This window comes from Ectorhizobium quercum (assembly GCF_026552795.1).
Lineage (GTDB): Bacteria > Pseudomonadota > Alphaproteobacteria > Rhizobiales > Rhizobiaceae > Ectorhizobium > Ectorhizobium quercum.
The window spans coordinates 475,316-500,490 of record NZ_JANFPI010000003.1; the positions used below are offsets into that span (position 1 = coordinate 475,316).

The following is a 25,175-nucleotide window of genomic DNA, read 5'->3' on the forward strand; positions in this document are numbered from 1 at the left end:
ATCTTCGTTTCATGTCCCGCTTTCTGATCCCGGCGGCGGTCTTCGTCGCCCTCCTGCAAAGCGCGGTTCTTTTCCATGTCGTTGCCAGCCGCGCCGCGGTCCTGCGCGACGGCACCGAGATCCGTCTGGAGACGGCGCCGGTCGATCCGCGCGATCTGCTGCGCGGCGATTATGTGACTCTCAACTATACGATAGGCCGCGTCATGTCGGCCAGCATCGTCGGGCCGTGGCCTGCGGAGCGGGGACGCCACACGATTTACGTCAGGCTCGTGCCGGGGGCAGGCGGGTTCTGGTCCGTCAGCGAGGCGTCTTTCCAGCCGCTGGCCGCGCAGGAGGGGTCGGTGGTGCTGAAGGGAATCGCCGGCAGGGTCGGGAGCAGGCCACCCGGAGGCTTCATCCTGGCCAGCTACGGCATCGAGCGCTATTATGTGCCGGAAGGTGAGGGCAAGGCGATCGAGAACGCTCGCAATGACGGGCGCATCAGCGTTGCCGCGCGCGTTTCGAAGGACGGTGTCGCCCGTATCCGGGCGCTGCTTCAGGATGGCGAGCCGCTTTACGAGGAACCGCTCTATTGAGTGCGGCACCACTGTTGCAGCCTTGTCGCAAAAGCCTCATTTTTCCTTTGCGCCGCTGGAAACGGATGGTATAGAGACGCGCGCTCCGGAAGGGCTTGCGTTCCACGGTGCCGCTTTGCGGGCGCGGGTATGGTGAAATTGGTAGACACGCCAGATTTAGGTTCTGGTGCCGCAAGGCGTGGGAGTTCAAGTCTCTCTACCCGCACCAGAAGCGATGCGACGTGATGGCGGAAGGCCACTTGGGTCTTTCCCGGAACGGCGGTCCGAGCGCCATTTTGCTGCGCAAGATGTCTTGAATTCTGAAAGGCCGCGTGCGGACCCAGATCCGGCGTCGTGCTCACTGAAACGAACGGGTGCCCGGGCACGGTCGCCACGAGATGAAGGTTAGAAACATGCAGGTTATCGAAACGCTCGCTGAAGGGCTGAAGCGCGAAATCAAGGTGGTCGTTCCGGTTGCGGAACTCCAGGAGCGTCTGGATGAGCGTCTTGCCGACGTCAAGGACAAGGTGCGCATCAACGGCTTCCGTCCGGGCAAGGTGCCGCCGGCCCATCTCAAGAAGGTCTACGGCAAGTCCATCGTCGCCGAGCTCGTCAACGATCTCATCCGCACCAAGCCGACGGAAATCCTCAACGAGCGCGGCGAGAAGTCCGCGACCCAGCCGGAAGTCGCCATGACCGAGGACACGGACGAGGCCGAGCGCATTCTCGCTGCCCAGGCCGACCTCGAATTCTCCTTCTCCTACGAAATCATTCCGACCTTCGACGTCCAGGCGGTCGATGGCATCAAGGTGGTTCGCGAAGTCGTCGAGATTCCGGAATCGGAAGTCGAGGAGCAGGTTCTCAAGATCGCCGAAAGCGCCCGCACCTATGAGACCAAGGACGGTGCAGCCGAAAACGGCGACCGCGTGACCATGAACTATCTCGGCAAGGTCGACGGCGTCGCCTTCGAAGGCGGCACTGCCGAGGATGCAGAACTGGTTCTCGGCTCGGGCCGTTTCATCCCCGGCTTCGAAGACCAGCTCGTCGGCGTTAAGGCCGGTGACGAAAAGGTCATCACGGTGACGTTCCCGGCCGAGTATCCGGCTGCCGAACTTGCCGGCAAGGACGCCACCTTCGACATCACCGTCAAGGAAGTCGCCGGCCCGGCCTCTCTGGAAATCGACGACGAGCTTGCCAAGAAGCTCGGCCTCGAGTCCGCCGAGCGCCTGCGCGAGATCGTGCGCGAGCAGCTCGAAGGACAGTTCGGCTCGATTACCCGCCAGAAGGTCAAGCGCCAGATTCTCGACCAGCTCGACGAGCAGTATTCCTTCGAGGTCCCGCAGGGTCTCGTGTCCGCCGAGTTCGAAAACATCTGGCGGCAGGTCAACACTGACCTCGAGCAGGCCGGCAAGACCTTCGCCGACGAAGATACGACCGAAGAAGATGCCCGCGCCGAGTATCTGAAGCTCGCCGAGCGCCGGGTGCGCCTTGGCCTCGTCCTTTCGGAAATCGGTGCCAAGAGCGGCGTCGACGTCACCGAGGAAGAAATGCAGCGCGCGCTCTATGAGCAGCTTCGCCAGTTCCCGGGCCAGCAGAAGGAAATCCTGGATTACTTCCGCAACACCCCCGGCGCATCCGCTTCCCTGCGCGCGCCGATCTTCGAGGAAAAGGTCATCGACCAGCTTCTTTCCGAGATCTCCGTCACCGACAAGACCGTGACGAAGGAAGAGCTTCTGGCCGAAGACGACGAAGCCGAAGGGGAAAAGGCCGAAGAGAAGAAGAAGGCCGCTCCGAAGAAGAAGGCTGCGGCCAAGGCTGAAGCCGCCGAGGGCGAGGAAGCCCCGGCTCCGAAGAAGAAGGCCGCTTCCAAAAAGAAGGCTGCCGAAGACACCGCCGAGTAAGGCGCCCTTCACCCTCAAAGCTATTCGAAGCCCGCCGCGACAACCTCGCGGCGGGCTTTTCGTATCCGGCTTCCCCGGCGCTTTGCGGACAAGGAAAACCGCCCGGCCTGAACGGACCGGGCGGTTGAACTGTTCATACGAAAGAAGCGATTGGCGGCCTGTGGCCGGAACCGGTTACTTCTTTACGGCTTCCAGATCGATATCGAGCGTGAAATCCGGTCCGAGGCCGAAATCGGCCAGCTTGGTGATGCCGAGTTCGACGCCGTTGAAGCTGCCGGTTGCCGAGAAGCCGGTTTTCAGCGTGTTGGCATCCCACGGCAGCGGCGCTTCGGCGTTCCAGGTGACGTCGAGCGTCACCGGCTTGGTGGTGCCGGCGAGCGTCAGGTCGCCCGTGACCTTGGCCGTCTTGTCACCGGTCTTTTCGATGGCCGTGCTGGTGAAGGTGATTTCCGGGAATTCCTCGACATTCAGGAAGTCCGGGCTCTTGAGATGCGTATCGCGCTGCTCGTGGTTGGTGTCGATCGACGCGGCGTCGATCGTCAGCGTGATCGAGCTTTTCGTGACGTCTTCCTTGTCGAAGGAAATCTCGCCCGCAACGGACTTGAACGTGCCGTGGGCATTGGCCCAGCCATTGTGGTTCGTCTTGAAGCTGACCCAGGCGTGGGCGGGATCGACTTCGTAGCTGTCTGCGGCAAAGGCGGTTCCTGCCATCAGCAGTCCGGCAAGTGCGGCGGTTGTCGCAAGAAGTTTCATTCTGATGTCTCCTTCAGGGTTGCATCCGGCTTGCCGCCGGCATGGTTGGCTCATCCCGCGAAGTGCAGGCTGGCGATAAGAATGCCGGCAAGCGCCGGAACGGCGGCGATGAGGCCCGTGATCAGGGGAAGAAGGGCACGGGGCGCATGCGCCATGCGTGGGCCGTAAAGAGCGGCCAACGGCGTCAGGGCCGGGGTCAGCGCGGTCGCGACAAGCGCGGCCGAAGAGGCTTTCGGGGCGGAGATCGCCGTGACGAGGACGCCGGCGAACGCGACCCAGGCGAAGGCGAGAGCACCGCCGCCGGGCAGGCGGAAGGCATTTTCGTCGCCGCGCAGATAGCGGATATAGGTGACGAGCAGGAAGCCGCCGGCAAGCGCTGCCAGCGCTCCGTTGAACATCGCCATTCCCATGTAGCCGCCGAGGATGGCGACGATCGCGCCGGCGACGGATGTCGCGAACAGCGCCTGCGGCAGGACCTGGGCCTGTGCCATTTCGGCGGATGTATTGCGGCGCAGGGCCTGCCAGGCGACCCCGACCACGGCGATGACGAAGAGGACGGCGACGACGGTCGCCTTCTGCGAATTGTTGGCCAGAATGTTGCGGCCGAGCCACCAGGCGGGAAGCGCGATCGCGATGGCTGCTGCAAGCGCGGTAAGACCGGCATGGGCCTTGCGAACCGAAAGCGCCGCGACGGCGAAGACGACCGCGCCGATGGCGAGCACATAGGGCACCTTGTGCGCGGCGCGAACCGGCGGGAAGGCAGGCCAGCCGTCGATGCCGATCAGGATGGCGCTGGCGAAGAGGGGAATGAGGAACGCGATGGCGGCGGCCTTCCGGCTGCCTGCCGCATTCGCGACGAGCGCGGCGACGACGCCCAGCGCAAGCGGAATGACGGCGATCGTCAGGATCATGGTCTGAAGCACGAGCGGTTCACCTTGTGAGGAACGGTCTCGTAACGAACCGGATCGAGGCCGGTCCGTTACAGCGCAGACGCTATGTCGAGCCTCATATCGAGCGCAATCCGTGGGGCGCGAAAAAGACCGTCACACTATTGTGAGACGATACTAAACAACAAGTTACACATTGTTTCCAAATGGTGAACGGTTGTGCCGGAAGCCGTTCAGGCTTTCTGCACCTTCTGCAATTCGCCCATCCGGTTCCACGCGTCGAGCCCGGCGATCTTGTAGGCTTCCGCGAGCGTCGGATAGTTGAAGGTGTTTTCGACGAAATATTCGACCGTTCCCTTCAGGTTGAGCACGGCCTGCCCGATATGGACGAGTTCGGTCGCGCCTTCGCCGACGATGTGAACCCCCAGCAGGCGGCGGGTCTTCAGCGAAAAGACCATTTTCAGCAAGCCGCTTTCCAGGCCCATGATGTGGCCGCGCGAGGTTTCGCGGAAATGCGCGACGCCGCATTCGTAGGGAATGCCGCGCTGGATGACTTCCTCTTCGGTCAGTCCGCAGGTCGAGATTTCCGGAACGGCGTAGATTCCGTAAGGGAAATATTGAGGTGGCTCGTTGGCCGGCGCGCCGACGGCATGGCGGGCGGCAATGCGCCCCTGCTCCATCGAGGTCGAGGCGAGGCTCGGGAAGCCGACAACATCGCCTGCCGCGTAGATGTTCGCGACATCGGACTGGAACGTCTCGGGATCGACCTTGATGCGGCCGCGATTGTCCGCCTCCAGCCCTGCGGCGGAAAGACTGAGCGTATCGGTGGCGCCGACGCGGCCGGCGGCGAACAGGACCATTTCCGTCACCACGATGCGCCCGTTCTTGAGCACGATGCGACACTTGCCGCTTTCGTCGCGTGAAACGTTTTCGATCGCCTGTCCGAAGATCAGCTTCATGTTGCGGTCGCGAAGCTGGTAGGTGAAATCCTCGACGATTTCCTTGTCGATGAACTCGAGCATCGTCTCGCGGCTTTCGATGACCGTGACCTGCGTGTCGAGCGTGGAGAAGATCGTGGCATATTCGATGCCGATGACGCCGGCGCCGATCACCGCCAACGAGCGCGGAACCTCCTTGATTTCAAGGATCTCGTCGCTGTCGATGATGGCCTCGCCGTCGAAGGGGATGTGCGCGGGGCGATAGGGGCGGGTGCCGACCGCGAGCAGGACGGACGTGCCCCTGACCCGCAGGACTTCGCCGTCGTTGCGGGTGACTTCGAGCGTGTTCGCGTCGATGAAGGTGGCCGTGCCGTGCATTTCGCTGACGCGGTTGCGGGCGAACTGGTGCTCCAGGACGTCGACTTCGTGATCGAGCGTAATCAGCATGCGCCTTTGCAGGTCCGCGGCGCTGATGTTCTGCTTGACGCGGTAGGAACGGCCATAGAAGCCGCGTTCGCGCCAGCCGGTCAGGTTGAGCGCGGTCTCGCGCAGCGTCTTCGAGGGAATGGTTCCCGTGTGAACCGACACGCCGCCGACACGGCGCCCCTTTTCGATGACGAGAACCGATTTTCCCAGCTTGGCCGCCTGCACCGCAGCACGCCGTCCGGCAGGCCCGCTGCCGATCACGATGAGATCATAGGAATTCATATATGCGCCCCGAATGATATGAATTGACCGCGGTCTTCTCGCCGCCCGCCGAGCATATCAGGGGATTCTGACCGATTTCGTAACGGGTTCAAGATTTCGCATATGCGAAATGTCAGATCAGCCGCAATCCCTTGAAACTGACATGGCCGTCCTTGCCGACGATGATATGGTCGTGGACGGTGATGCCGAGCGGCTTCGCGGTGGAAATGATCGTGTGCGTCATATCGATGTCGGCGCGCGAGGGCGTCGGGTCGCCGGACGGGTGGTTGTGGACCAGGATGATCGCCGTCGCCGAAAGCTCCAGCGCGCGCCGCACCACCTCCCGGGGATAGACGGGCGTATGGTCGACCGTGCCTTGCCCCTGCACCTCGTCGGCGATCAGCGTGTTGCGCTTGTCGAGAAACAGGATGCGGAACTGCTCGCGTGGTTCGTGGGCCATCGCGCTGTGGCAATAGTCGATGACGGCCGACCAGGAGCCGAGAACCTGCTTGCCCCTGATCTCGCTTTTCAGCGTGCGGCGCGAAAGTGCCGCGACGAGCTTGAGGTCGAGCGCCACCGCCTCGCCTATGCCGCTCACTTCCTGAAGCAGTGGCGCGGGCGCGCCGAGCACGCCGCCGAGCGTCTTGAACCGGTCGAGAAGGGCCTTTGCGATAGGCTTGGTGTCGCGGCGGGGGATAAGCCGGAACAGCAGGAGTTCGAGAAGCTCGTAATCGGCGAGCGCGGCATCGCCGCCTTCGCGGAAGCGGTTGCGCAGACGCTCCCGATGGCCGTGGTAATGGGCCTGCTTTTCCCGTCCGGCCTCATCGACGGTGACGGGTCCGGCCTCGTTCAGCGCAAAGAAGCGGCGCTCGTCGTCCGGCGGGAAAAGGTCGTCGCCCGGCGGGGCGCTCCGGTACTCGTCCTGCGGCGGGCCGGGGCGTTTCGTCATGTCTCAGACCGTCAGCGGCGGAAGGCCCGGCCGGTCGAGCCCCTTCGAGGAGAGCGTGAAGATCTCGCAGCCGTCGGACGTCACGCCCACGGTATGTTCGTACTGCGCCGTCAGCGACCGGTCGCGGGTGACGGCGGTCCACCCGTCCGACAGGACCTTCACATGCGGCTTGCCGAGATTGATCATCGGCTCGATGGTGAAGATCATGCCTTCGCGGATTTCCGGGCCTTCGCTGGCGCGGCCGTAATGGAGGATGTTCGGCGTATCGTGGAAAAGCTGGCCGACGCCGTGGCCGCAGAAGTCGCGCACGACGGAACAACGCTCCGCTTCCGCATAGGTCTGGATCGCCTGGCCGATGGCGCCGGTGCGTGTGCCGGGCCGCACGGTGGCGATGCCGCGCAGCAGGCACTCATAGGTCACTTCCAGCAGGCGTTCGGCGGCACGCTTGATCTGCCCGACCGGATACATGCGGCTCGAATCGCCGTGATAGCCATCCACCCAGTAGGTCACGTCGATATTGACAATATCACCCTCGCGCAGCGGCTTGTCGTCGGGAATGCCGTGGCAGACGACATGGTTGATCGAGGTGCAGACCGATTTCGTGTATCCGCGGTAATTGAGCGTCGCCGGCAGGGCGCCGTGGTCGAGCCCGAACTGGAAGACAAAACGGTCGATCGTGTTGGTGGTGACGCCCGGCTTGACGATGTCGGCCAGCGCGTCGAGACAATCGGAGGTGATGCGGCACGCCTTGCGCATGCCCTCGAACGCCTCCGGGCCGTAGATGCGGATGGCGCCGGTATTCTTCATCGGCGCGCTTGCCGCTTCAATGTAATTCACCATGATCGCCTGCTTTCATTTCGTTCGTATTCTGTCTTAACCAGAGCGGGCACGGTCGTCCATCGCGACGGTCGCCTCGGCGCGAATTTCCCGCGGCGTTATCGCGCATTTTACTGCCCTGACCTCGACACCGCGCGAAAGCGCCCGGTCGTAGGCGGCGGCGTAGACGGGATCGAGGTCCCCCGCCACGGCGAAACGATCGCAATCCGGACGCTGGATGAGATAGAGCATGACGGCGCGATGGCCGGCCTCCACCATGTCCCCCAGCTCCTTTAGATGCCGCGCGCCGCGGGCGGTGGCCGTGTCCGGAAACTCCGCCAGCCCGGCCGAGCGGATGAAATGAACGTTCTTCACCTCGACATAGGCATCGGGAAGTCCGTTGCCGGAGAGCAGGAAATCGATTCGCGATTGCCTGCCGTATTTCTGTTCGCGCCGCAGGATATCGTAGCCTTCCAGACCGGGCACCAGCCCGGCCACGAGGGCTTCCTCGGCGAATCGGTTGGCCATTCCCGAATTGATGCCCGCGACGATGCCGCCGACTTCGATCAGTTCGAAACGGTAGCGGTATTTCCGCGCCGGTCCCTCGTCGTGCTGCGAAAGCCAGATGCGCGAGCCGGGCTCCGTCAGGCCGCGCATCGAGCCCGTGTTCGGGCAGAAGCCGGTGATCGGCGTGCCGTCTTCCAGAACGGCATCGAACAGAAAACGCTTGTAGCGGCGCACGAGCGTCGCGGCGATGAGGGGAGGATCGAAGATCATGCAGGGGTTTTGCCGCCTTTGGATGAATGAAGCAAGCCGAACCGTTGTTCTTTTGAACCGCCCATGCTTTAAGGTGTGCCGGTAACGATCGACGGGACCGAGCCTTAGGCGGGTCCCGCAGGAATTGAGCGAGGCAGGGATGAAACCGGTCGGAAATCTGGCGCTTGCAGTGCGTGCCGCCGCCGTTGCGGCCATTTGTGCGGCCGCTGCCGGTTGCGCCAGCAACAATGTCGGAACTGAATCCGGACCGATGGCGACGCCGCAGGTGGTGACGGTGGTTCCCGGTGTGCCGAGCGGCCCGGCTCCGACAGGCCCGCAGAAGACCGGTTATTATCCCGGCTTTGCCGAGCCGCTGACATCGGCGGCACTCCAGATGACGAACGAGGAAGCCGCGACGCAGCAGCAGCAATTGAGCGCGCTTGGCGCCGCCCGCCGCCGCGGCGCGATCTCGGAAGCCGAATACAGGCGCCGTCAGGAGGAACTGCGCAGGCTCGCCACGCAGCACGGCGAGGACACTTTGAACCAGATTACCAACTAACCGCATTTCCGCCCTCAAGGGACGCCATGATCCCGGTGAGGGGCGAACGGGCGAGAAAACCCGTCTTCCCCGAGCGCCTGCGGCCGATTTGGGCTTGCCTTTCGGCGGGTTTGGTCGCAAAGCACTCGAATGACGGCGGGAGGCGATGTGTCGCGCCGCCCGTTTCATGCCGGCCTGTGATGGTCCGGCAGCGAGTGACCCCGCGATTTCAGGAGGTTCGTGTCGCGGTGGCCGTGATGAGAGACGAATCCCGGCGTGGCCCGCCGAGGGCCGATGATTCCATGAGGAAAGAGATGGAAGAGTTTCACAAAGTCCGCAGACTGCCGCCCTATGTTTTCGAACAGGTCAACCGACTGAAGGCGGCAGCGCGAGCCGGTGGCGCCGACATCATAGACCTCGGCATGGGCAACCCCGATCTTCCGACCCCGAAGGGCATCGTCGACAAGCTCTGCGAAGTGGTGCAGGATCCGCGCTCGCACCGTTACTCGGCTTCCAAGGGCATTCCCGGCCTTCGCCGCGCCCAGGCTTCCTATTACGCCCGCCGCTTCGGCGTGAAGCTCGACCCGGACACGCAGGTCGTGGCCACGCTCGGCTCCAAGGAGGGCTTCGCCAACATGGCGCAGGCCATCACCGCGCCGGGCGACGTGATCCTGTGCCCGAACCCGACCTATCCGATCCATGCGTTCGGCTTCCTGATGGCCGGCGGCGTCATCCGTTCGCTTCCGGTCGAGCCGGACGACAGCTTCTTTCCGCCGCTGGAGCGCGCCATCCGCCACTCCATCCCGAAGCCGATCGCGCTCGTCATCAACTATCCGTCGAACCCGACGGCGCATGTGGCGAGCCTCGACTTCTACAAGGAGGTCGTGGCCTTCGCGCGCAAGCACGAGCTGTTCATCCTTTCCGACCTTGCCTATTCGGAAATCTATTTCGACGGCAATCCGCCGCCTTCCGTCCTGGAAGTGCCCGGCGCCATCGACGTGACCGTCGAATTCACCTCGATGTCCAAGACCTTCTCCATGCCGGGCTGGCGCATCGGCTTCGCGGTTGGTAACGAGCGTCTGGTCTCGGCGCTGACGCGCGTGAAATCCTATCTCGACTACGGCGCCTTTACGCCGATCCAGGTGGCCGCCACGCATGCGCTGAACGGCGACGGAACGGATATCGCCGAGGTGCGCAATGTCTACAGGCGTCGCCGCGACGTGATGGTCGATGCCTTCGGCAAGGCCGGTTTCGAAGTGCCGCCGCCCGCCGCGACGATGTTCGCCTGGGCGAAGATTCCCGAACCCTTCCGCCATCTCGGCTCGCTGGAATTCTCCAAGCTTCTGGTGGAGAAGGCCGATGTCGCGGTCGCGCCGGGCATCGGATTCGGCGAGCAGGGCGACGAATACGTCCGCCTCGCGCTGGTGGAGAACGAGCACCGCATCCGTCAGGCCGCCCGCAACATCAAGAAGTTCTTCTCGACGGCGGACGAGACCATGCACAACGTCATTTCGCTGAACGCCCACCGTTAAGCGAGACCTTTCGCCGTTCCACGGGCGGCCGCCTTCGCCGGCCGCCTTTTCCAAAAGACCATATCCAGGACTATTTCTCATGGCAGATGCCCTCAGGATCGGCATTGCGGGCCTTGGCACCGTCGGTGCCTCGCTCGTAGCCCTGTTGCAGCAGCGCAAGAACGAACTGGCCGTTACCTGCGGCCGCGCGATCGAAATCGTTGCCGTCTCCGCACGCAACCGCAACCGTGATCGGGGCATCGATCTGACGGGGATCGACTGGTTCGATTCCGCCGTCGAAATGGCTGAAAAGGCCGATATCGACGTTTTCGTCGAACTGATCGGCGGTGCCACCGGCACGGCCGACGAATCCGTCCGCGCCGCACTGGCCCGGGGCGTTCACGTCGTGACGGCCAACAAGGCTCTGCTGGCCCGCTGCGGCGTCGAACTGGCCTCCCTTGCCGAAGACAAGGGCGCGCTTCTCAATTTCGAGGCGGCGGTCGCGGGCGGCATTCCCGTCATCAAGGCGTTGCGCGAATCGCTGACCGGCAACCACGTCAGCCGCGTCTACGGCATCATGAACGGCACCTGCAATTACATCCTGACCCGTATGGAGAAGGAGGGGCTTTCTTTCGAGGATTGCCTCAAGGAGGCGCAACGCCTCGGCTATGCCGAAGCCGATCCGGCCTTCGATATCGAGGGCAATGACACGGCCCACAAGCTCGCCATCCTGACGACGCTCGCTTTCGGCACGCAGATTGCCGCCGACGACATCTATCTTGAAGGCATCACCAATATCTCGATTGAGGATATCCGCGCCGCCGCCGATCTGGGCTATCGCATCAAGTTGCTGGGCGTCGCGCAGACGACCGGGACCGGCATCGAGCAGCGGGTTCACCCGACGATGGTGCCGCTCGACTCGGTCATCGCGCAGGTGGACGGCGTGACCAATGCCGTCGCGATCGAATCCGACATTCTCGGGGAATTGCTGATGGTCGGTCCGGGCGCCGGAGGCAATGCGACCGCCTCCGCCGTGCTGGGCGACATTGCCGATATCGCCAAGAGCCGCCCGGGCGCGCAGCGCGTGCCGGCCCTCGGACGCCCGGCGGCATCGCTCGATCCCTATTGCCGCGCGCGCATCCAGAGCCATGAGGGCGGCTATTTCATCCGCCTGACGGTGGAAGACCGGGCAGGGGTGTTCGCCGGGATCGCCACACATATGGCGGCCAACGGCATTTCGCTGGAATCGATCGTGCAGCGTCCCAAACCGCGGGGCGAGACCGGTCCGCAGACGATCATCCTCGTGACGCATGCGACCCGCGAGGATTCGCTGCGCAAGGCGGTGGCGGCCGTGTCCGCCGACGGTTATCTCCTCGGCGCGGCCCAGGTCATTCGTATCGAGCGCCCCAAGACCGTGTGATTCCGGCGCATCGCGCACCAGGGTTCAACCCGGAACGCTCCATTGACGCGAAGCGGGTTTATCCGACAATTCATCGGTGCATTCCTTGGCTTGCATTAGAATCGATTTAATGTTGTGATCGTGCATTAGCGAACATTGCAAGCGAGGGAGGCGCTTTGATGATTTCGACTACCCTGCACGATACCAATACCGTTCTGGAACTGACGAACCGGCGTTCGTCGAAATCCGTTTCGAACAGTTGCGTCCGCCGGAAGAAACGCACGCGTAACTGGACACTTCTGCTGGTGTTTCTCGTATCGCCGGCAATCATGTTCTGCATCGGCATCGTCGGTCTTGTCGCTCTGCTGAATTGAGGGTGTTTCTGCGGGTACGGTTTCAAACCGCGTTCATATATGCCAAGGAAGAGGAGACTTGGCATAGATATGAGGCGGATAGATTGTTTTCATGACCGCACCCGCAGATCCCGTCACGAGATCGTTCCTGAACGTCGACAGGTCCGTTTCGGGCCAGCGCTGGTCGGCGCGGCTGGATCAGGCCGGCCTGAACCGGGCCCTGGCGATATCCCAGACACATGGGCTTTCGGAAATCGTCGCGCGCGTGCTGGCAGGCCGTGGCGTGGGGGTGGACGAGGCGCCCGCCTTTCTGGACCCGACGATCCGCGGGCTCATGCCGGATCCCTCCAGCATGACCGACTGCGACAAGGCAGCCGCGCGGATCGCCGCCGCTGTCGAAGCCGGCGAGAAGATCGCGATCTTCGGTGACTACGATGTGGACGGAGCCGCGTCGTCGGCGCTGCTGTGCCGGTTTCTTCGTCACTTCGGTATCGAAGCCGAGATTTATATTCCCGATCGTATTTTCGAGGGATATGGCCCCAATCCGTCCGCCATCCGTCAGTTGATCGAGAACGGTGCGCAATTGATCGTGACGGTCGACTGCGGCTCGACCAGTCACGAATCGCTGGCCGTGGCCGCCGACCTCGGCGTGGACGTGGTGGTGATCGACCATCACCAGCTTGGAGCCGACCTGCCGCCCTGTCTCGCCCTGGTCAATCCGAACCGGCAGGACGATCTTTCGGGGCAGGGGCATCTCTGCGCGGCGGGCGTGGTTTTCCTGGTGCTGGTCGCCACGACGCGGGTGCTGCGCATGGCGGGCGATCCGCGGGCGAAAACGCTCGATCTTCTTTCCTGGCTCGATCTGGTCGCGCTCGCGACGGTTTGCGATGTCGTGCCGCTGAAAGGGCTGAACCGCGCCTATGTCGTCAAGGGGCTGGTCGCGGCGCGCCACATGCTCAATCCGGGGCTGGCGGCGCTGTTCCGTACGGCGGGCCTCAACGGCCCGGTCACGCCCTACCATCTCGGCTTCCTGATCGGCCCGCGCATCAATGCCGGCGGGCGCATTGGCGATGCGGCCCTCGGCAGCCGCCTTCTGACGATGGATGATGCCGCGCGCGCGGGTGAAATCGCCGTCCGGCTTGATGAATTGAACAAGGAGCGCCAGGCGATGGAAGCCGCGATGCTGGCCGAAGCCGAAGCGGAGGCCATTGCCGAATACGGCAATGGCGAGGGCGCTTCCGTCATCGTGACGGCGAACGACCGCTGGCACGCCGGCATCGTCGGTCTTCTTGCTTCACGCCTGAAGGACAAGTTCCGCCGCCCGGCATTCGCCATCGCCTTCGACGCCAACGGGCGGGGCACCGGTTCCGGCCGCTCCATCGGTGGGTTCGATCTCGGGCGCATGGTGCGCGCGGCGGTGGAAAACGGCCTTCTCGTCAAGGGCGGCGGGCATGGCATGGCCGCCGGCTTGACGGTCGAGCGAGCCAATCTGGGGCGCCTGCGTCACTTCTTCGAAGAAAGCGCGAAGGGAGCCGTCGCCTCGCTCGTGGCCGATCCTGCGCTCAAGATCGATGCCGCCGTTTCAGCTTCCGGGGCAACGCCGGCCCTCATCGAAAAGCTCGAGGCGGCCGGTCCCTACGGAGCGGGGCATCCGCAGCCGGTCTTTGCCGTGCCGGCCCACCGGTTGCGCGATTCGCGGCCCGTCGGAACGACGCATGTGAAGGTGACGCTGGAAGCGATGGATGGTGCCCGGCTGGAGGGCATAGCCTTCCGCGTTGCCGAGACGCCGCTCGGCGATTTTCTACTGAAGGAGCGCGGTTCGATGATTCACGTTGCCGGCTCGCTGTCGCTCGATCACTGGCAGGGCGCGCAACGTGTGCAGCTCCGTGTCACCGATGCGGCACGGGCGATCTGAGCAAATCGATGCGAGGAAGTGGCACGCCCTAGGGGAATCGAACCCCTCTTTCCAGAATGAAAATCTGGCGTCCTAACCGATAGACGAAGGGCGCGTGTGAGGGGCCTTATAGTCAGGCCCGCCGGTGAGCGCAAGCGGTCGAAACGACTTTTTTGACGGTTTTTCAACAGGCCAGATCCGGGCGTGCGTTATGCGGGCGAGAACATCGCATTCACGGCGGCGGCAGGTATTTCTGTTAAGGAAAGTGGCACGCCCTAGGGGAGTCGAACCCCTCTTTTCAGAATGAAAATCTGACGTCCTAACCGATAGACGAAGGGCGCGTGTGAGGGGCCTTATAGTCAGGCCCGCCGGTGAGCGCAAGCGGTCGAAACGACTTTTTTGACGGTTTTTCAACAGGGCCGATCCGGTCGTGCGTTATGCGGGCGGGAACAGCGCATTCACGGCGGCGGCAGGTATTTCTGTTGGGGAAGATGGCACGCCCTAGGGGAGTCGAACCCCTCTTTTCAGAATGAAAATCTGACGTCCTAACCGATAGACGAAGGGCGCGTGTGGGCGCCCTTATAGTCAGGCATTCAGGACTGCGCAAGCGCCAAATTGCGCTGTGCCGCAAAAAATCGCCGCGCGATGAAAAGAGGCGGAACCTTGAAGGAAATATTCGCGAAAACAAGAGGATGGGTTAGTCGAGCGGCGGCTGCGGCGCGCCGGTTGGAACGCTACCCGTGCCGTAGACGCTGTAAAGCGTCGCATTGATGCCGGGGGCAGGCGAATAGGCGGCGGCCGGAAGCAGTGCGCCGTCCTCGCCGCGAGGCGCTGTCGCGGGATCGGATGCGATGCCTGTGGAGAAGATGCTGGACTGGCTGGCCCTGACGCCAGTCGGCTGGGTGGCGAGCCCGGCGATGTTGGCGGCCGGTTCTTCCGAACCGGGCAATGTCCGCGCTTCCGCGGTCGCTTCCGGGTTTTCGCCGTTCGTGGCGACATAAGGGTCCACATAGGCCGTGCCGGAACCGGTTTTCGCCGAAGACGCGGCTTTGGTATCGTCTGACGCGGAGGCGAGGTCCGCCTCCGCCGTCTTGCCCGCGAAGGACAGGGTCTTGCAGCCGCTCAGCGGCAGAACGGCCAGAACGCCGATGACGGCAAGACGGGTGAGGGCGCGGCCTGTCGATATCATATCGGGCATGTTTTTCCCCTTGGCGCGATTGGGCAGCGCCGCGCGCATCACGCGCGCAGCTTGAGGGGAATCTAGCCGGACGGCCTTGCGCGGAGCATGCCGTCCGGTCGGTCGTTACCAGCTACCGGTATTGGGCATCGAGACCCAGGGTTCTGCCGCCGGCAACGGCTCGCCCTTTTGCAGAATTTCGATCGAGATGCCATCGGGAGAGCGCACGAAGGCCATGTGGCCGTCGCGGGGCGGACGGTTGATGGTCACGCCGTTCTTTTGCAGGTGGTCGCAAAATGCGTGGATATCGTCCACTTCATAGGCGAGATGGCCGAAATTGCGTCCGCCGGTATAGTCCTCAGGGTCCCAGTTGTAGGTCAGCTCGAGGCAGGGTGCCTTGTCCGCCTTCGCCTTTTCGAGATCGCCGTCCGCCGCGAGGAAGACGAGCGTGAAGCGGCCCTTTTCGCTGTCGACCCTCCTGAATTCCTTGAGGCCGAAGAGCCTCGAATAGAAGTCAAGCGATGTATCGAGGTCGCGAACGCGAACCATTGTGTGAAGATAACGCATGGCATTTCCTTTTTTTGGTGCGGGAAAGCCGGCTTTTTATGCCCGTCGAGCCAGTTCGGTGCAAGCCACGTGTGAGAGGATGGGAATCGGTAATAATGGAAACTAGGGCTTGCGCTGTTCCGTTAACACGATGTTAATCTACTGGTCGGGAATCAGTTGACCGTGTGAATGTGAAGCGTAATCGAGGGGCTGACACGAAATGGCGGATAGAATGTCATCGAAAGGGGTCGACAGCTTCGAGGACTTTGTAGCCGATCCGATCGACCTGATCGAGATCACCGGCGTCGTGAAGTGGTTCGACGTCGCCAAGGGCTTCGGGTTCATCGTTCCCGACAACGGCATGCAGGATGTCCTGCTGCATGTGAGCTGCCTGCGGCGCGACGGCTATCAGACGATTCTGGAAGGAACGCGCATCGTCGCCCTCGTCCAGAGGCGGGACCGCGGTTTTCAGGCCTTCCGTATCCTTTCGATGGACCAGTCGACGGCGGTGCATCCCTCGCAGCTTCCTCCGGTTCGCACGCATGTTCAGGTGACGCCAACCAGCGGTCTGGAACGGGCTATCGTGAAGTGGTTCAATCGCACCAAAGGGTTCGGCTTCCTGACCCGCGGCGAAGGCACCGAGGATATTTTCATCCATATGGAAACCCTGCGCCGTTTCGGTCTTGCCGAACTGCGGCCCGGTCAGGTCGTTCTCGTGCGCTATGGCGATGGCGAGAAGGGGCTTATGGCCGCCGAGATTCACCCTGACAATCCGCTTCCGCTCGGCCGGTCTCATTGAAGCCGGGGCGATCGATGATGAGCGGGCAGGGTAGTGTCACGGTCTGGAGAAGCGCCCTGGTGGCGCTTTTTTCGTTGTTTGCGCTGGTGACTTTCGCGGCGGACGACGTTCGCTTCGAGCACGGCCGCCTTGCCATTGAAACCGCCGATGGCCGCAAGGTGGCGTTTTCCGTCGAGCTTGCGGTAAGCGATGAGCAGCGCATGCGCGGCCTCATGCACCGGCAGTCCATGCCGGACGATCACGGCATGTGGTTCGATTTCGGGGCAAGCCGGCTGGTGACGATGTGGATGAGGAATACGGTCTTACCGCTCGATATGCTCTTCATCGATGAGCAGGGCGAGGTGAAGCATATTCGCGAACGTGCCGTTCCCTTCTCGGAGGAGCTGATATCGTCGGGCGGGCCGGTTCGTTACGTGCTTGAACTCAACGCGGGAACCGTGGAACGCCTCAGGATCGGCACCGGAAGCCGGGTCGATCTCGAAAGCATTGAAAAAAGCGACTGATTGATCGTTTCACAGGCTTGAAATTCACCGGCGCAAACCGGATGTTAGGAGTTGAAGTCGAAGGTCGAAGCGTGTATCTCCGCAACGTCGTCGGTCACGGAGTGTAGCGCAGCCTGGTAGCGCATCTGGTTTGGGACCAGAGGGTCGGGAGTTCGAATCTCTCCACTCCGACCACGTCGACGAAGGTGGTTGCACCGGAGAGGCAGCGAGATCGCGAGGGCGGGATTCGCCCTTTTGGGGTATTACGGAGCAAGCATGTCCGCCAAGATTTACAGACCCGCCAAGACCGCCATGCAGTCTGGAAAGGCGAAGACCCATCGTTGGGTTCTCGAATTCGACCAGTCCGTGCCGCGCAAGGTCGATCCCGTATTCGGTTACACGTCCTCGAGCGACATGTTGCAGCAGGTCAAGCTGACGTTCGAAACGCAGGAGCAGGCGGAAGAATATGCCACGCGCAAGGGCATCGAATACCGTGTGATTCTGCCCAAGGAAGCCACCGTGAAGAACGTGTCCTATCCGGACAATTTCCGGTACACGCGCACGCAACCCTGGACGCACTAAGATTCGCGCATCCCCGATTGCGGGAGTGTCGTTATCTTCCGCACATTGTGAACCGGCCCCTTAGCTCAGCTGGATAGAGCACCTGCCTTCTAAGCAGGTTGTCGTAGGTTCGAGTCCTACAGGGGTCGCCAGCACTCCATTTAACTGACTGATTTTATTGATGGTTGATTTCTGACGGCCCGCTGCCGGTCGCCTTTTTGATTTACGAAATCCCGAGGGTGTTCTTGCCGTTAATCCAGAATCGTCGGCGGTAGCAGAGAACCATCGTCTGGCCGAACGACTGCGTGCTCTGTTTCGAACAGAACGATGCTGAGCACAACAGCGACCAGCGCACATAGCAGTATCACGAAGACGATGCCCGACTTGTCCATAAGAGGCATTGTAACGGGTAATGCGTGGAAATTTGAGGCGACGCCTCAACGATTATCACAAAGGCGCAAACCGCTGAATTGGCTCATTCTCGTCCTTCTTCATTGGCTAACGGAATTTAAATGCGATTGAACGCCACCGCTGGAAACCGGGAAACGGCCCGAGCTTATTCTACCGCAAGAGTTGAAGGTTGTGCCCGCCTGCGTCGGTTATATTCCCGTGGTACGAGGAGATAATACGGAGTCGTCCCGTTTGTACAAAGACGGATTTCCTCAAACGAAATTTGGGTTAACCATCATAAACGGAAACGTGAGATCGCCTGATAACAGAAGGTTTGCCTCGCCCCTTCTAAGCAGGATGTCGTACGTTCGAGGTGTGCGGAGGTCGCATGCGTTTCTTTAATTATCTGATTTTTCTGGATTATTATTGGATCGTTTCCCCTGCCGCGTGACGATTCCGGTTGCGGGGATCGATTGTCGCCATCTTCTCGATCAGGGCTGTTTCCGGCAGGATTTGCTTCTCTCCCCAGCACCGAAAACGGCAGCTGAACCGCTGGGTGTTTTCTATAGGCGGGAAAACTGCTATGATTTGCGTGTGTATCGAAATGCGCACTCTGCCCGCCTGTCGGGCGGGTGACTGTTCCGCCTTCTCCAGAGTTGACCGGATTTATCGGGAACCGTTCACCGGGGCTGGCGTGGTTATTTGCGGTGCCGCGAGCGGGAGGATAGCGGTCGTTTCCCACGGGAGAAACGGGTATGGAAAAGCAGACAAGGAAACGCGGAGCGTCGCTGTTCGCTGCTTTCATGGCCTCCTCGCCAGCTGTTGCGCAGGAACAGGCCCTGATATGGCAACCGTCGCGCATCGGGAAAAGTGCCTATTCCTTGCGGGTGGGCATGAACCTGCCGCAGGAAACCGGCACGAAAGCCGGCATCGATTTCGATGTACGGGCCAATGACAGCGGCGCCGTGCGCGAGGTTCCGACCCGCCTGTGGAGTTCCTGGAGTCATCAGACGAATGATGCGCCCGGCAAATCGCTGCGACGCAATCTCAACATGGATTTCAGCGTCTTGAGCGGAAGCGGGACGGTGAGGCTGTCTTCTCTGCGCACGTGGATCGCCACACCCGCGATCGATATGGAGGTGGAGCAGTCTTACTCCTCATTCTATAACGGAGAGCATAATACGTGGAATGGCGTCAACACGTCGCATTCCGTCCAACTGGCGACGGATAAGGGAACACGGTTCATCTTGCGTGGCGTGACGACGGGTGATCTTGACGATGTGCGTACCGGTGTCGGTATCGAGCAGAAGCTCGGATCGAATATCACCATCCGCAGCGACTTCGACCATTCGGCCGACACGCTGAACACAAGTGTCAGCGCGCGCTATACGACCAAATGGTGAAAACGGCGCCGTAAAAAAATCGCCGCACCGGTTCCGATGCGGCGATTGAGTGTTTTGGCGTCCAGCGTTTCAGTGGAGGATCTGGCTGAGGAACAGCCTGGTACGCTCGTGCTGGGGGTTGTCGAAGAATTCGGCCGGCGCATTCTGCTCGACGATCTGACCCTGGTCCATGAAGATGACGCGGTTCGCGACCTGGCGGGCAAAGCCCATTTCATGGGTCACACACATCATGGTCATGCCTTCTTCGGCGAGACCGACCATCGTATCCAGCACTTCCTTCACCATTTCCGGGTCGAGCGCCGAGGTCGGCTCATCGAACAGCATGATCTTCGGCTTCATGCACAGCGAGCGGGCGATCGCCACGCGCTGCTGCTGGCCGCCGGAGAGTTGTCCCGGATACTTGTTGGCCTGTTCCGGAATCTTGACGCGCGTCAGGAAGTGCATCGCGATTTCCTCGGCCTCCTTCTTTGGCATCTTGCGGACCCAGATCGGCGCAAGCGTGCAGTTTTCAAGGATCGTGAGGTGCGGGAACAGGTTGAAGTGCTGGAACACCATGCCGACTTCGCGGCGCACTTCGTCGATCTTCTTCAGGTCGTTGGTCAGTTCCGTGCCTTGTACGAAGATGTTGCCCGACTGGTGTTCCTCCAGACGGTTGATGCAGCGGATCATGGTCGACTTGCCGGAGCCGGAGGGGCCGGCGATGACGATGCGTTCGCCGCGCATCACCTTGAGGTTGATGTCGCGCAACACGTGGAACTCGCCGTACCACTTGTTCATGTTGATGATTTCGACGGCGACGTTGGTGGTCGATACCGTCGGTTCCACGGGGTTGGCTTCTGCCATGATGACTCCCTTGTCCCTTATCGTTTGTGCCCGGTGTCGAGGTGCCGTTCCATGAAGCCGGAATAGCGCGACATGCCGAAGCAGAAAATCCAGAAGACGAAACCGGCAAAGATCAGCCCGGTCAGCGGTGTGACCGGCGAGGCCCAGCTCGCGTCGGTAAAGTTGAGGCGGACGATGCCGAGCAGGTCGAACATGCCGATGATCGAAACCAGGGACGTATCCTTGAACAGGCCGATGAAGGTGTTCACGATGCCCGGAATGACGAGTCTGAGCGCCTGCGGCATGACGATCAGCAGGGTCTTCTGCCAGTAGGAAAGGCCGAGCGAATCGGCACCTTCATATTGGCCCTTCGGAATGGCCTGGAGGCCGCCGCGAATGACTTCCGCCATGTAGGCGGAGGAGAAGATCGCCACGCCGACGAGGGCGCGCACGAAATTGTCGACCGTCCAGCCGGTCGGCAGGAACAGCGGCAGCATGACGTTCGCCATGAACAGCACGGTAATCATCGGCACGCCGCGGATCACCTCGATGAACGTGATGCAGGCCGTGCGGATCACCGGCATGTTCGAGCGCCGCCCGAGCGCCAGAACGATGCCGACAGGCAGCGATACCGCGATGCCGACGAAGGACAGGATGAGCGTCACCATCAATCCGCCCCACAGCGACGTCTGCACGACGCGAAGACCGAACCCGCCATGCAGCAGGAAAAAGGCGACGACGGGGAAGATGACGAAGAGCGCAAGCGCGTTCAGGCCCTTGTGCGGCGCCTTCGGGATCAGGAGCGGAGTGAGCAGGGCGATGAACATGACCGCGACCAGCAGTGGACGCCAGCGTTGGTCGATCGGGTATCGCCCGAACATGAATTGCTGGAAGCGATCGGAGACGAAGGCCCAGCAGGCGCCGCTCCAGCCGTCCGGCTGGGCTCCGCCCTGAACGATGGTTGCACAGACGGAACGGTCGGAGCCGGTCCAGCTCGCCTGGATGAAAAGCCAGTTGATGATGCCGGGAACCGTCCAGACCAGCACTGCCAGCGCCAGGATCGTCAGTAGCACGTCCTTGGGCGTTGCCAGAAGATTGGTCTTGATCCAGCCGGAAACGGTATTCTCGCTGACCGGCGCCGGGAGGGGAGGCAGGATTTCCGCCCGGACGAAAGGTGCATTTCGGGTCGATGCTACCATGTTACCTCTCCACCAGGGCCATCTTGGCGTTGAACCAGTTCATGAACAGCGAGGTCAGGATACTGATGGTCAGATAGACGACCATCCAGATCGACACCACCTCGACGGCCTGGCCGGTCTGGTTGAGTGTCGTGCCCCCGGTCGAAACCAGTTCGGGGAAGCCGATCGCGACGCCGAGCGACGAGTTCTTCGTCAGGTTGAGATACTGGCTGGTGAGCGGCGGGATGACGATGCGCATCGCCTGCGGCACAACCACCAGCCGCGTCGTCTTGCGCGGGTGCAGCCCGAGCGCCGCGGCAGCCTCGGTCTGGCCCTTGGGAACGCCGCGTATGCCCGCCCGGATGATTTCGGCGATGAAGGACGCGGTATAGAAGGACAGCGCCAGATAGAGCGCCACGAATTCCGGCGCGACGACGCTGCCCCCGGTCAGGTTGAAGCGCCCCTCGACGGGAACGTCGAAGGTGATCGGCGCACCCGCGGCCAGGAAGGCGATCAGCGGCAGCCCGACGATCAGCCCGATCGACGTCCACAGGATCGGAAACTGCTGTCCAGTCGCCATCTGCCGCCGGACCGCCCATTTGCGGACGGCAATGGCGGCAATGACCGCCACGATCAGCGCAACGGGAACAACCCAAGCGCCTTCGCCCCAGAGCGGCCGGGGAAACACAAGCCCGCGATTGTTGAGGAACATGCTGAACGGCAGGTGGATGGAGTCGCGCGGCTGCGGCAGCACGGCGAGAACGCCGGAATACCAGAAGAAGATGACCAGCAGCGGCGGAATGTTGCGGAACACTTCCACATAGACCGTACACAGCTTGGCGATCAGCCAGTTATTCGAAAGCCGGCCCACGCCGATGATGAACCCCAGGATCGTCGCTGTCACGATCCCCACGGAGGCCACCAGAAGCGTGTTCAGAAAGCCGACGAGCAGCGCCCGGCCATAGGTGGAGTTGCTGGAATAGTCGATCAGAGACTGTCCGATATCGAAACCGGAGCGGCTGTTGAGAAAACCGTAGCCCGAAGCCGTGTTGGAGCGGGCGAGGTTTGCCATCGTGTTGTCGACGATCGACCAGATCACGAAAACGAGAACGACGATGGTGAGCAATTGAAAGAAGATACCCCGGAACGTGGGGTCGTAGATCAGCGATTTCAGGCTGCGGCCGGAAGACGGCGCATGTGTGGCGTGATCTGTCATGCCTGGTCCTGTTTTCCCCGAATGGCCTGACGGCCTTTGTTTTTTTGTGGCGGACGAGGCGGCCGACGCCGCCCCGTCCGGTCGTTCAGTTTTCGACGATCAGCGGATCGGCGGAGCGTATTGCAGGCCGCCTTCCGTCCACAGTGCGTTGAGGCCGCGCTCGATCTTCAGCGGGCTGCCAGCGCCGACATTGCGGTCGAAGGCTTCGCCGTAATTGCCGACCTGCTTGACGATGTTGTAGGCCCAGTCGTTGGTGAGGCCGAGGTCGGTGCCGATCTTCGAATCGGCTTCGGCGCCGAGGAAGCGCTTGACGTCCGGATTGGTCGTCGTTTCCTTGATCTCATCGACATTCGCCGAGGTGATGCCGAATTCCTCGGCCTGGACCATCGCGTAATGGGCCCAGTTGACGATATCGAACCACTGCGAGTCGCCCTGGCGGACGGCCGGGCCGAGCGGCTCCTTGGAGATGATTTCCGGCAGAACGATATGGTCGTCCGGGTTGGAGAGCGTCAGACGGATGGAATAGAGACCCGACTGGTCGGTCGTGTAGACGTCGCAACGGCCGGCCTGATAGGCGGCATTGACCTCTTCCAGCTTTTCGAAGACCACCGGATTGTACTGGAGGTCGTTGGCGGCGAAATAGTCGGCGAGGTTCAGCTCGGTCGTGGTGCCGGACTGGACGCAGACGGCGGCGCCGGAAAGTTCCAGCGCCGAGGAGACGTCGAGGCTCTTCGGCACCATGAAGCCCTGGCCGTCATAATAGTTGACGGCGCGGAAATCGAGGCCCAGCGCGGTGTCGCGGCTGATCGTCCAGGTCGTGTTGCGCGAAAGCAGATCGACCTCGCCGGACTGCAACGCGGTGAAGCGGCTCTGCGCGGTGGTGGGCGTGTAGCGCACCTTGGTCGCGTCGCCGAAGACGGCGGCCGCAACGGCCCGGCAGACGTCCACGTCGAGGCCGGCCCAGTTGCCCGACGAATCCGGCGAGGCGAAGCCCGCCAGACCCGTGTTCACGCCGCACTGAACGAAGCCCTTGGCCTTGACGGTATCGAGCGTCGCAGCGGAAGCGGCCGACGCCATCGCGCCAAGTGCTGCTGCGCCAATCGCTGCGGACAGAAGCGTCTTTTTCATTTTTCCCAACCTTTATCCGTTGTTTTTATTAAGTGCGGCCGCTCCCCTGCATTCAAAGCAACTGCGGCCGGCCCGCAGCCCTCCCGGCGCGAACGTCGCTATCACAGTCGCAATTTACCGGATGGTCAAGGGTAGCCCATTCAAAATACCGGGACGAGAATGAAAAAGGGAAAGCATCGGTGAAAAATTGGGCAGAAATCTGGAAATGATGCAGACGCTGACTAAAATCGTATCGCGTTTGACGTGTACTATCCGGTACGTCGATCGGGCTTGACCGGGGCGCGGCTCCGTCCCACAAAGAAGCCGAACGGTCATGATCTCAAAGGTTTGGTACTCAGATGACAAAAAAGACGGACTTGCTCGACGAGGCGGGCGTCGATACGCGCCTTGCCCATCTCGGCAGCGATCCTTTCGCCTTTCACGGTTTCGTCAATCCTCCTATCTATCGCGGCTCAACGGTGCTTTTCCCGGACGCCGAAGTCCTGGAAAGCGAAGACCAGCAGTATACCTATGGTACGCACGGAACGCCGACGACCGATGCGCTCTGCACGGCGATCAACGCGCTGGAAGGCTCGGCGGGAACGGTTCTCGTGCCCTCCGGCCTGGCGGCGGTCACGGTGGCGTTTCTGGCCTATCTTTCGGCCGGCGACCACGCTCTGGTCGTCGATTCCGTTTACGGTCCGAGCCGGCGCTTCTGCAACAGGACGCTCAAGCGCTTCGGCATCGAGGTGGACTATTACGATCCGCAGATCGGCGCCGGAATCGAGGCGCTTTTCAAGCCCAACACGAAGCTCGTCCATCTGGAATCACCCGGCTCCAACACCTTCGAAATCCAGGACGTGCCGGCCATCTCGGAAGTGGCCCACCGGCACGGCGCCGTGGTGACGATGGACAATACCTGGGCGACGCCGCTCTATTTCCGGCCGCTCGACCACGGCGTCGACGTGTCGATCCATGCCGTCACCAAATATCCGGCCGGCCATTCCGATATCCTGATGGGGGCGATCTCGGCCAATGAGGCGAACTGGAAGGCTCTGGAGCGGATCAATCTCTATCTGGGTCTCAGCGCGTCTCCCGAGGATTCCTATCTGGTGCTGCGCGGCCTGCGCACGATGGGCATCCGTCTGGAGCATCATCGCAAAAGCGCCCTGACGCTTGCCGAATGGCTGGAGGGGCACGAGCAGGTCGCGCGCGTGCTGCATCCGGCCCTGCCGAGCTTTCCCGGCCACGATCTGTGGAAGCGCGACTTCAAGGGGTCGAGCGGCATCTTCTCCTTCGTGCTGAAGGCGAACGGCAAGGACAGGTTTCTTGCCACGGCGTCGGCCTTTCTCGACGCATTGCGGATCTTCGGCCTCGGTTATTCCTGGGGCGGCTATGAAAGCCTTGCGCTGAGGGTCAACCTGACCGACCGGACGATCACGAAGGTGCCGGAAGAAGGTCCGGTCATCCGGTTGCAGGTCGGCCTTGAGAATGTCGAGGACCTGCAGGCGGACATCGAGCGCGGTTTTGCCGCGGCCAAGGCCGTCTGACGCGGGCA

At 61.9% G+C, this 25,175-nt stretch carries 24 protein-coding genes and 6 tRNA genes; 15 read left to right on the plus strand and 15 right to left on the minus strand.

Features of this window, described 5'->3' with window-relative positions; genetic code table 11:
• The first annotated feature begins 11 nt into the window (after window positions 1-11).
• From NOF55_RS10735 to tig, 3 genes are all read left to right on the plus strand, one after another.
• Complete coding sequence (locus NOF55_RS10735) at window positions 12-575, plus strand: GDYXXLXY domain-containing protein (protein ID WP_306411367.1); 564 nt, start codon at window positions 12-14, stop codon at window positions 573-575.
• Between the two features lie 123 nt (window positions 576-698).
• Window positions 699-783: transfer RNA gene (locus NOF55_RS10740), tRNA-Leu, on the plus strand.
• 184 nt (window positions 784-967) lie between these two features.
• Window positions 968-2,455: a trigger factor gene (gene tig / locus NOF55_RS10745; protein WP_306411368.1), complete on the plus strand. Its 1,488-nt coding sequence runs from the start codon at window positions 968-970 to the stop codon at window positions 2,453-2,455.
• A gap of 174 nt (window positions 2,456-2,629) precedes the next feature.
• On the opposite strand, the gene NOF55_RS10750 is transcribed toward tig, so the two are convergent.
• The 6 genes from NOF55_RS10750 to sfsA form a co-directional block, all read right to left on the minus strand.
• Window positions 2,630-3,208, minus strand: coding sequence for a YceI family protein (locus NOF55_RS10750; protein WP_306411369.1), 579 nt, complete (start codon window positions 3,206-3,208; stop codon window positions 2,630-2,632).
• Window positions 3,209-3,258: 50 nt separating this feature from the next.
• Window positions 3,259-4,131, minus strand: coding sequence for a hypothetical protein (locus NOF55_RS10755; RefSeq protein WP_306411370.1), 873 nt, complete (start codon window positions 4,129-4,131; stop codon window positions 3,259-3,261).
• A 197-nt stretch (window positions 4,132-4,328) separates the two neighbouring features.
• The gene (sthA, locus tag NOF55_RS10760; protein WP_306411371.1) at window positions 4,329-5,741 is read right to left on the minus strand and encodes a Si-specific NAD(P)(+) transhydrogenase; all 1,413 of its coding nucleotides are present in this window, start codon (window positions 5,739-5,741) and stop codon (window positions 4,329-4,331) included.
• A gap of 112 nt (window positions 5,742-5,853) precedes the next feature.
• A complete protein-coding gene (gene radC, locus NOF55_RS10765) occupies window positions 5,854-6,669 on the minus strand; it encodes a RadC family protein (RefSeq protein WP_306411372.1) in 816 nt (271 codons plus the stop codon).
• 3 nt (window positions 6,670-6,672) lie between these two features.
• Window positions 6,673-7,509, minus strand: coding sequence for a type I methionyl aminopeptidase (gene map / locus NOF55_RS10770; protein WP_306411373.1), 837 nt, complete (start codon window positions 7,507-7,509; stop codon window positions 6,673-6,675).
• A gap of 33 nt (window positions 7,510-7,542) precedes the next feature.
• The gene (sfsA, locus tag NOF55_RS10775; RefSeq protein ID WP_306411374.1) at window positions 7,543-8,262 is read right to left on the minus strand and encodes a DNA/RNA nuclease SfsA; all 720 of its coding nucleotides are present in this window, start codon (window positions 8,260-8,262) and stop codon (window positions 7,543-7,545) included.
• Window positions 8,263-8,401: 139 nt separating this feature from the next.
• Between sfsA and NOF55_RS10780 the strand changes: the two genes are divergently transcribed.
• The 5 genes from NOF55_RS10780 (at window position 8,402) to recJ (ending at window position 13,957) form a co-directional block, all read left to right on the plus strand.
• On the plus strand, window positions 8,402-8,800 hold the full coding sequence (locus NOF55_RS10780) for a hypothetical protein (protein ID WP_306411375.1): 399 nt from the start codon (window positions 8,402-8,404) through the stop codon (window positions 8,798-8,800).
• A 293-nt stretch (window positions 8,801-9,093) separates the two neighbouring features.
• Entirely contained in the window at window positions 9,094-10,311 is a 1,218-nt protein-coding gene (locus NOF55_RS10785) for an LL-diaminopimelate aminotransferase (RefSeq protein WP_306411376.1), read from the plus strand.
• Window positions 10,312-10,390: 79 nt separating this feature from the next.
• A complete protein-coding gene (locus NOF55_RS10790) occupies window positions 10,391-11,710 on the plus strand; it encodes a homoserine dehydrogenase (RefSeq protein WP_306411377.1) in 1,320 nt (439 codons plus the stop codon).
• A gap of 158 nt (window positions 11,711-11,868) precedes the next feature.
• Window positions 11,869-12,063, plus strand: coding sequence for a hypothetical protein (locus NOF55_RS10795; protein ID WP_306411378.1), 195 nt, complete (start codon window positions 11,869-11,871; stop codon window positions 12,061-12,063).
• A gap of 91 nt (window positions 12,064-12,154) precedes the next feature.
• On the plus strand, window positions 12,155-13,957 hold the full coding sequence (gene recJ / locus NOF55_RS10800; protein ID WP_306411379.1) for a single-stranded-DNA-specific exonuclease RecJ: 1,803 nt from the start codon (window positions 12,155-12,157) through the stop codon (window positions 13,955-13,957).
• Between the two features lie 19 nt (window positions 13,958-13,976).
• On the opposite strand, the gene NOF55_RS10805 is transcribed toward recJ, so the two are convergent.
• From NOF55_RS10805 to gloA, 5 genes are all read right to left on the minus strand, one after another.
• Window positions 13,977-14,051: transfer RNA gene (locus tag NOF55_RS10805), tRNA-Glu, on the minus strand.
• Between the two features lie 151 nt (window positions 14,052-14,202).
• Window positions 14,203-14,277, minus strand: a tRNA-Glu gene (locus tag NOF55_RS10810).
• A 151-nt stretch (window positions 14,278-14,428) separates the two neighbouring features.
• A tRNA-Glu gene (locus tag NOF55_RS10815) sits at window positions 14,429-14,503 on the minus strand.
• A 130-nt stretch (window positions 14,504-14,633) separates the two neighbouring features.
• Window positions 14,634-15,134 (minus strand): hypothetical protein, encoded by a 501-nt coding sequence (locus NOF55_RS10820; protein WP_306411380.1) that lies wholly within the window; start codon window positions 15,132-15,134, stop codon window positions 14,634-14,636.
• A gap of 105 nt (window positions 15,135-15,239) precedes the next feature.
• A complete protein-coding gene (gene gloA / locus NOF55_RS10825) occupies window positions 15,240-15,680 on the minus strand; it encodes a lactoylglutathione lyase (RefSeq protein WP_306411381.1) in 441 nt (146 codons plus the stop codon).
• Window positions 15,681-15,879: 199 nt separating this feature from the next.
• On the opposite strand from gloA, the gene NOF55_RS10830 reads away from it, so the two are divergent.
• From NOF55_RS10830 to NOF55_RS10855, 6 genes are all read left to right on the plus strand, one after another.
• Window positions 15,880-16,458: a cold-shock protein gene (locus NOF55_RS10830; protein ID WP_306411382.1), complete on the plus strand. Its 579-nt coding sequence runs from the start codon at window positions 15,880-15,882 to the stop codon at window positions 16,456-16,458.
• Window positions 16,459-16,475: 17 nt separating this feature from the next.
• On the plus strand, window positions 16,476-16,961 hold the full coding sequence (locus NOF55_RS10835; protein WP_306411685.1) for a DUF192 domain-containing protein: 486 nt from the start codon (window positions 16,476-16,478) through the stop codon (window positions 16,959-16,961).
• Window positions 16,962-17,058: 97 nt separating this feature from the next.
• Window positions 17,059-17,135, plus strand: a tRNA-Pro gene (locus NOF55_RS10840).
• 81 nt (window positions 17,136-17,216) lie between these two features.
• Window positions 17,217-17,522, plus strand: coding sequence for an ETC complex I subunit (locus NOF55_RS10845; protein WP_306411383.1), 306 nt, complete (start codon window positions 17,217-17,219; stop codon window positions 17,520-17,522).
• A gap of 54 nt (window positions 17,523-17,576) precedes the next feature.
• A tRNA-Arg gene (locus NOF55_RS10850) sits at window positions 17,577-17,653 on the plus strand.
• A gap of 993 nt (window positions 17,654-18,646) precedes the next feature.
• Window positions 18,647-19,294, plus strand: coding sequence for a hypothetical protein (locus NOF55_RS10855; protein ID WP_306411384.1), 648 nt, complete (start codon window positions 18,647-18,649; stop codon window positions 19,292-19,294).
• 69 nt (window positions 19,295-19,363) lie between these two features.
• Here the strand turns inward: NOF55_RS10855 and NOF55_RS10860 are convergent, their stop codons facing one another.
• The 4 genes from NOF55_RS10860 to NOF55_RS10875 all read right to left on the minus strand — a co-directional run bounded on the left by NOF55_RS10860 (window position 19,364) and on the right by NOF55_RS10875 (window position 23,638).
• Complete coding sequence (locus NOF55_RS10860; protein ID WP_306411385.1) at window positions 19,364-20,137, minus strand: amino acid ABC transporter ATP-binding protein; 774 nt, start codon at window positions 20,135-20,137, stop codon at window positions 19,364-19,366.
• Between the two features lie 17 nt (window positions 20,138-20,154).
• Window positions 20,155-21,315, minus strand: a complete 1,161-nt coding sequence (locus tag NOF55_RS10865; protein ID WP_306411386.1) for an amino acid ABC transporter permease — start codon at window positions 21,313-21,315, stop codon at window positions 20,155-20,157.
• 1 nt (window position 21,316) lies between these two features.
• The gene (locus NOF55_RS10870) at window positions 21,317-22,510 is read right to left on the minus strand and encodes an amino acid ABC transporter permease (RefSeq protein ID WP_306411387.1); all 1,194 of its coding nucleotides are present in this window, start codon (window positions 22,508-22,510) and stop codon (window positions 21,317-21,319) included.
• A gap of 99 nt (window positions 22,511-22,609) precedes the next feature.
• Window positions 22,610-23,638, minus strand: coding sequence for an amino acid ABC transporter substrate-binding protein (locus NOF55_RS10875; RefSeq protein WP_306411388.1), 1,029 nt, complete (start codon window positions 23,636-23,638; stop codon window positions 22,610-22,612).
• 338 nt (window positions 23,639-23,976) lie between these two features.
• Between NOF55_RS10875 and NOF55_RS10880 the strand changes: the two genes are divergently transcribed.
• Window positions 23,977-25,167, plus strand: a complete 1,191-nt coding sequence (locus NOF55_RS10880) for a cystathionine beta-lyase (protein ID WP_306411389.1) — start codon at window positions 23,977-23,979, stop codon at window positions 25,165-25,167.
• Window positions 25,168-25,175 lie beyond the last annotated feature (8 nt).